7 protein-coding genes are annotated in these 6,874 nt (G+C 73.2%); all 7 read right to left on the bottom strand.

The window, feature by feature from the left end; translation table 11 throughout:
• Nucleotides 1–16: 16 nt before the first annotated feature.
• A complete protein-coding gene (gene recO, locus NWP10_RS09715) occupies nt 17–784 on the bottom strand; it encodes a DNA repair protein RecO (RefSeq protein WP_258300755.1) in 768 nt (255 codons plus the stop codon).
• Nucleotides 781–2,514 (bottom strand): 2-isopropylmalate synthase, encoded by a 1,734-nt coding sequence (gene leuA / locus NWP10_RS09710; protein WP_158494563.1) that lies wholly within the window; start codon nt 2,512–2,514, stop codon nt 781–783. Before leuA ends, recO begins: the two co-directional genes overlap by 4 nt.
• Before the next feature lie 297 nt (nt 2,515–2,811).
• A complete protein-coding gene (era, locus tag NWP10_RS09705; RefSeq protein ID WP_158494562.1) occupies nt 2,812–3,777 on the bottom strand; it encodes a GTPase Era in 966 nt (321 codons plus the stop codon).
• 62 nt (nt 3,778–3,839) lie between these two features.
• Nucleotides 3,840–5,168, bottom strand: coding sequence for a hemolysin family protein (locus NWP10_RS09700; protein ID WP_258300754.1), 1,329 nt, complete (start codon nt 5,166–5,168; stop codon nt 3,840–3,842).
• A 9-nt stretch (nt 5,169–5,177) separates the two neighbouring features.
• Entirely contained in the window at nt 5,178–5,651 is a 474-nt protein-coding gene (gene ybeY / locus NWP10_RS09695; protein ID WP_258300753.1) for an rRNA maturation RNase YbeY, read from the bottom strand.
• Entirely contained in the window at nt 5,641–6,672 is a 1,032-nt protein-coding gene (locus tag NWP10_RS09690) for a PhoH family protein (RefSeq protein WP_234404065.1), read from the bottom strand. Before NWP10_RS09690 ends, ybeY begins: the two co-directional genes overlap by 11 nt.
• 80 nt (nt 6,673–6,752) lie before the next feature.
• Nucleotides 6,753–6,874: 16S rRNA (uracil(1498)-N(3))-methyltransferase (locus NWP10_RS09685; RefSeq protein ID WP_309137719.1), on the bottom strand; the 122-nt coding region annotated here is incomplete at its 5' end.

The following is a 6,874-nucleotide window of genomic DNA, read 5'->3' as shown; positions in this document are numbered from 1 at the left end:
GCGCCTGACCGGGGCCTCACCGGCGGCTGACGCAGACCCGGGCGGGGACCGGCCGACGCCGCCCGGACGCCCGGCCCGTCCACCGGACCCCCTTGTCGTGTCCGCCGGGCGGATAGGGTGAGGCGGGGGGGCACCGCCCCGGATCGCCGCTCTCGCCCGGGCCCGGTCGGTGGGGGGCGCCGGGCGGGCGGCACTCGGGGCACACCGCCCCGCCGAGCGCCACGTGCACCGCCGAATGCGGGCCCGGGGCACCGCAGCGGGCGCACCGGTCGAAGGTCGGCGCCCAGCCGGCCTGGGCCAGAGTGCGCAGCAGGAAGGAGTGCAGGATCAGCCGCGGGTCGTGCCGGCGGCGGGCCAGGGCCGCCAGGGCCCCGTGGAGCAGGCGGTACTGGGCGCGGCGGCCGGCCTCGTCCACCGCGGGGATGCGCTCGACGGCCTCGGCCAGCGCCCCCGCGACCGCGTACGCGTCGTAGTCCGCGGCGAGCATCGTCGCGTAGGGGTGCAGCAGCTGCGCCTGGGTGACGGTGAGCAGCTCCCCCCGCCCGCGCGCGAGCTGCAGCGTGGTGTGCATGAACGGCTCCACCGTGGAGCCCAGCCGGGAGGACGTCTTGCGCACGCCCTTGGCCACGGCCCGCACCAGCCCGTGCTCGGGGGTCAGGGCCTCGACGATCCGGTCGGCCTCCCCCAGCCGATGGGTGCGCAGCACGATAGCCTCGGTGCGGAACGAGTTCGCCGCGTAGCCGCCGTGCCGCGCACCCCGCCGGGAGGGGCCGGATCCGCTCACGCGCGCACGGCGCGGTTCACCGCGGAGACCACGGCCTTCAGGGAGGCGGTGGTGGTGTTGTGGTCCAGGCCCACGCCCCAGAGCACGCGGTCGCCGACGGCGGCCTCCACGTAGGCGGCGGCCATGGCGGCGCCGCCCTCGGACAGGGCGTGCTCGGTGTAGTCGAGCACCCGGACGTCCATGTCGTCCTCGCCCAGCATGCGCAGGAACGCGTCGATGGGGCCGTTGCCCTGCGCGGTGCGCGTCTGGGTGACGCCGTCGACCTCGAGCTCGGCCTCCATGCGGAACGCGCCGTCCTCGCCCGAGGCGGAGGTGACGGAGCGCAGCCGGTAGCGGCCCCACTGCTCGTCCTTGGCCTCCGCCGGCAGGTACTCGTCCTGGAACGCGGTCCACAGGTCGGCGCCGGAGACCTCGCCGCCCTGGGCGTCGGCCATCTCCTGGATGACGTGGGAGAACTCGATCTGCGCGCGGCGCGGCAGGTCCAGGTTGTGCTCGGACTTGAGCAGGTAGGCCACGCCGCCCTTGCCGGACTGCGAGTTCACGCGGATCACGGCCTCGTAGGAGCGGCCGATGTCCTTCGGGTCGATGGGCAGGTACGGCACCGCCCAGTCGATCTCGTCCACGGTCTTGCCCGCGGCCTTCGCGTCGGCCTCCATGGCCTCGAAGCCCTTCTTGATGGCGTCCTGGTGGGAGCCGGAGAAGGCGGTGAACACGAGGTCGCCGCCCCAGGGCGAGCGCTCGGGCACGGGGAGCTGGTTGCAGTACTCCACGGTGCGCTTGATGTGGTCCATGTCCGAGAAGTCGATCATGGGGTCGACGCCCTGGGAGAACAGGTTCATGCCCAGGGTCACCAGGTCCACGTTGCCGGTGCGCTCGCCGTTGCCGAACAGGCAGCCCTCGATGCGGTCGGCGCCGGCCAGGTAGCCCAGCTCGGCGGCGGCCACGCCGGTGCCGCGGTCGTTGTGCGGGTGCAGGGACAGGATCAGCGAGTCGCGGTGCTCCAGGTTGCGGTGCATCCACTCGATCGAGTCGGCGTAGACGTTGGGGGTGGCCATCTCGACGGTGGCCGGCAGGTTCAGGATCATCTTGCGGTCCGTGGAGGCCTCCAGCACCTGGGCGACCTCGTCCGAGATGCGGCGGGCGAACTCCAGCTCGGTGCCGGTGTAGGACTCGGGCGAGTACTCGTAGGTGATCTGCGTGCCCTTGAGCTGCTCCTCGAACTTCTTCACGAGGCGCGCGCCGGAGGTGGCGATGTCCACGATCCCGTCCTCGTCCTGGCGGAAGACGACGCGGCGCTGCAGCACGGACGTGGAGTTGTACAGGTGCACGATGGCCCGGTCGGCGCCCTCGAGGGACTCGAAGGTGCGCTCGATCAGGTGCTCGCGGGACTGGGTGAGGACCTGGATGGTCACGTCGTCCGGGATGTGGTCGCCCTCGATGAGCTGGCGGACGAAGTCGTAGTCGGTCTGCGAGGCGGAGGGGAAGCCCACCTCGATCTCCTTGAAGCCCATCCCCACGAGCAGTTGGAACATGCGCAGCTTGCGCTCGGGGCCCATCGGGTCGATGAGCGCCTGGTTGCCGTCTCGCAGGTCCACGGCGCACCACAGGGGCGCCTTCTCGATGACCTTGTCCGGCCACGTGCGGTCCGGCAGCGAGACCTGGATCTGGTCCTGGTACGGGACGTACTTGTGGAACTTCATCCCGGACGGCTTCTGCAGATGGGCGCTCATGCGTGTTCTCCCTCGACGTGCGCGCTCGATGCGCGCGAACGGTGGATGGTCGGGTGCCGGGCCGGAGGGACGGCTGCTCCGCACGGGGCGTCCGGTCCGGTGGGAGGCGTCCTGCCTCCGCTCGCGCTCAGGCGGCGACGATCGCGGCCTGGCACGGGGACCCCGTGCGGCCGGGAAGTAGCAGGCGGGCCGCGTGCGGCGCCGTCGGGTGGGGGCGACGGGACATGTGCCCGACCCTAGCACCGGGCCCCGGCCCGCCTCAGGCCTGCGCGCCCGTGTGACGCTCGACGACGGCCGTCAGAACCCGAGGCGGCCGAGCTGCTTCGGGTCGCGCTGCCACTCCTTGGCGACCTTGACCCGCAGGTCCAGGTGCACCTTGGTGCCGAGCATCCTCTCGATGCCGGCGCGGGCCCGGGCGCCGATCTCGCGCAGGCGGGAGCCGCCCTTGCCGATGATGATGCCCTTCTGGCTGTCGCGCTCCACGAAGAGGTTGGCCCACACGTCCATCAGGGGACGGTCGTCGGGACGTCCCTCGCGCAGCGCCATCTCCTCGACCACCACGGCCACCGAGTGGGGCAGCTCGTCGCGGACGCCTTCGAGGGCGGCCTCGCGGATGAGCTCGGCGATCATGACGGCCTCGGGCTCGTCGGTGAGCTCGCCGTCCGGGTACAGCGGCGGGCCCTCGGGGAGCAGGCCGCGCAGCACCTCCAGGACGTCGTCCACCTGGCGGCCGGCCACGGCGGAGACCGGCACGACGGCCGCGAAGCCCTCGCCGCCGTTCTCCGGACCGAGGACCTCCTCGCCGAGCGCGGTCACGGCGAGCAGCTGCGCCATGAGCTGCTCGGGGCCGACCTTGTCGGTCTTGGTCACGACGGCCACCACGGGGGTGCGGTGCAGGTGGGCGAGCTGCTGGGCGATGAACCGGTCGCCGGGGCCGATCGCCTCGTCCGCGGGCAGGCAGAAGCCCACCGCGTCCACCTCGCCGAGGGTCTCGGCCACGAGGTCGTTGAGGCGCTGGCCCAGCAGCGTGCGGGGCCGGTGCAGGCCGGGGGTGTCCACGAGGACGAGCTGGAAGTCCTCGCGGTGCACGATCCCGCGGATGGTGTGGCGCGTGGTCTGGGGCTTGGAGGAGGTGATGGCCACCTTCTCCCCCACGAGCGCGTTGGTGAGGGTGGACTTGCCCGCGTTGGGGCGCCCGACGAGCGAGACGAAGCCGGAGCGGTGTCCGTCCGCGGCGCGGGCCGGGTCGACGAGGTCGGTCATGGGGGTCATCCTTCGCGGGGCGGGACGGCGGGCGGGGTCGGTCGGTGCGCGTCGGCGCGGGGTCAGGCCACGGTCTCCGAGGCGGAGGAGCCGTGCGGCTCCTCGTCGCGGCGGCGCAGCCGGGCGGGGCGGTCCGGGGTCTCGGAGACGCGGAGGCGGGCCACGCGGTTGCGGCGGGGCTCGAGCGTGTCGGCGAGCAGCTCGAGGCCCTGCACCACCACGCGGGAGCCCTGGATCGGCACGCGGCCGAGCTCCTTGGCGAGCAGGCCGCCGACGGTGTCGACGTCGTCGTCCTCGTCCTCCTCCTCGGGGAGCTCGAACTCCTCGCGGAAGTGGTGGAGGCCCATGCGGGCGTCCACGGAGTACACGCCGGGCTCGATCATCTCCACCTCGGCGCGGTCGGGCAGGTCGTCCTCGTCGTAGATCTCGCCGACGATCTCCTCGATCAGGTCCTCGAGCGTGACGAGACCGGCGGTGCCGCCGTACTCGTCCACCACCACGGCCACGTGCGTGGACTCGCGCTGCAGCTCCTGCAGCAGGGCGGCCACGGACTTGGACTCGGGGACGAAGCGCACGTCGCGCATGGCCGCGGTGACCGGGCCGGACTGCGCCGCGCCGTCCTGGTGCAGCGCGCGGGTGACGTCCTTGAGGTGCAGCATGCCGCGGATGTCGTCGGCGTCCTCGCCGATCACGGGGATGCGGGAGTTGCCGGAGCGCAGGAACAGGGCCATGGCCTGGCCGAGGGTGTGGTCCGCGTCGATGGTGACGACGTCGGTGCGCGGCACCATCACGGAGCGGACGATGGTGTCGTTCATGGAGAACACGGACTGGATGAGCTCGGCCTCGGAGTCGGCGAGCACGTCCGCGTCGTGGGCGCGGGCGACGACCTCGCGCAGGTGGCGCTCCTGGAAGTCGTCCTCCTCCTCGAGCTCGTCCTCGCGGCGGCGCCGGTCCCGGCCGAGGCGGTCGGCCAGCGGGCCCAGGGCCCGGCGCAGGCCCCACACGAGCCCGCCGAGGCGGCGTGCGACGGCGGCCTCGTTGCGCGAGCCGAACGGCCGCGGGCTCCACACGCCCAGCAGCGCGGCCACTCCCACGAGGACGGCGGCGGCGATGAGCACGGCGAACCAGGTGTTGTCCACGACGGCGTCCGCAGCCGCGGTGAGGCACACGGCGGACAGCGCCTCGGCCACGAACCGCCACACGCGCAGGGCGCCCAGGTGGCTGTCCCGCTCGGCGGTGACGTCCAGGACCCGGGAGCCGGGGCGGCGGCGGACGATGTCCTCCGCGTCCCGGCGGGAGAGGTAGGTGAAGGCCGACTCGGCCAGGGAGAGCGTCCACACCAGCGCGAGGAAGACGAGGAACAGTGCGAAGAGCACGGCGGGGGTGAGCATGGCCGGGCGTCAGTCCTCGATGGTGGGGGCCGGGGCCGGCCTGCCGAGCACCTCGGAGACGAGGCGGTCCTGCAGGTCGAACATCTCCAGCCGGTCGGCGTCGTCCATGTGGTCGTAGCCCAGCAAGTGCAGCATGCCGTGGGTGAGCAGCAGCATCAGCTCGTCGTCACGGCTGTGGCCGCCGCGGGCGGCCTGCTCGGCGGCCACCTCGGGGCAGAGCACGACGTCGCCGAGCATCCCCTCGGCGGGGGCCTCGGCGGTGCCGGGGGTGAGCTCGTCCATGGGCAGGCTCATCACGTCGGTGGGCCCGGGCAGGTCCATCCACTCCTCGTGGAGCTCGGCCATGCGGGCGGCGTCCACCACGGTGACCGCGGTCTCGGTGCGCTCGTGGACGTGCAGGGAGGCGTAGACGTGCCGTGCCATGCGCAGCAGCTCGTCCTCGGGGACCTCGATCCCCGACTCGTTCAGGATCTCAACGGCCACGGTGGCCCCTTCCTCCGCGCGGGGCGGGCTCGGCGCCGCGGGCGGCGTCGTAGGCGTCCACGATGGCGCTGACCAGGGAGTGGCGGACCACGTCCGAGGAGTCGAAGCGCACCATCTCCAGGCCCTCGATCCCCTCGAGGACCTCCACCGCCTGGGACAGGCCGGAGCGGGTGCCGCGCGGCAGGTCCACCTGGGAGGTGTCCCCGGTGACCACCATGCGCGCGCCGAAGCCGAGGCGGGTGAGGAACATCTTCATCTGCTCGCCGGTGGTGTTCTGGGCCTCGTCGAGGATGACGAAGGCGTCGTTGAGCGTGCGCCCGCGCATGTAGGCGAGCGGGGCGACCTCGATGGTGCCGGCCTCCATGAGCCGCGGGATGGACTCGGGCTCGATCATGTCGTGCAGCGCATCGTAGAGCGGGCGCAGGTACGGGTCGATCTTCTCGCTGAGCCCGCCGGGCAGGAAGCCGAGCCGCTCGCCGGCCTCGACGGCCGGGCGGGTGAGGATGATCCGGTTGACCTCCTTGGCCTGGAGGGCCTGCACGGCCTTGGCCATGGCCAGGTAGGTCTTGCCGGTGCCGGCGGGGCCGATGCCGAAGACCACGGTGGAGCGGTCGATGGCCTCCACGTAGTCCTGCTGGTGGAGGGTCTTGGCCCGGATACGGCGGCCGCGCCCGGAGAGGATCGAGTCCAGGTGCAGCTGCCCGGCGCCGCGGCCGGCGGCGGCCCCGCGCACGTGGGTGACGACCTGCTCCATCACCTCGGGGGTGACGGCCTGGTCCCGGCGGGCGATCGAGCGCAGGTCCTCGACGACGCGGCGCACCGAGGCGACGTCCGGCACGGGGCCGGCCATCTCCAGCCGCTGGTCGCGCACCGTGAGGTCCACCGCGGGGAACACGCCGCCGAGGATCCGCAGGAGGGCGTCCTGCGGACCGAGGGTGCGAACCATGAGGTCGGCGGACTCGAACGAGACGCCCTCGTGGGCGGAGGCGGGCGGCGTCAGGGGGGTGGCGGGGACGGTCACGATGGGTCGGATCACCTCGGGGTGTCGGGGACGGGATGCCGGGTCCAGTCTAGGCGTGGTGGCGCCGGACGCGCCGACTCTCACCAGCGGCCGAGCCGGTGGGCCAGCACGGCGAGGGCCGCCGGGCCGGCCGTGGAGGCGCGCAGCACGTGAGGCCCGAGGCGGACCGGCACCGCGCCGGCGGCGGTGCAGGCCTCCAGCT

This window comes from Micrococcus sp. HG099, assembly GCF_024723355.1.
Classification (GTDB): Bacteria; Actinomycetota; Actinomycetes; order Actinomycetales; family Micrococcaceae; genus Micrococcus; species Micrococcus endophyticus.
This window is presented reverse-complemented; position numbering and strand designations above follow the sequence as displayed.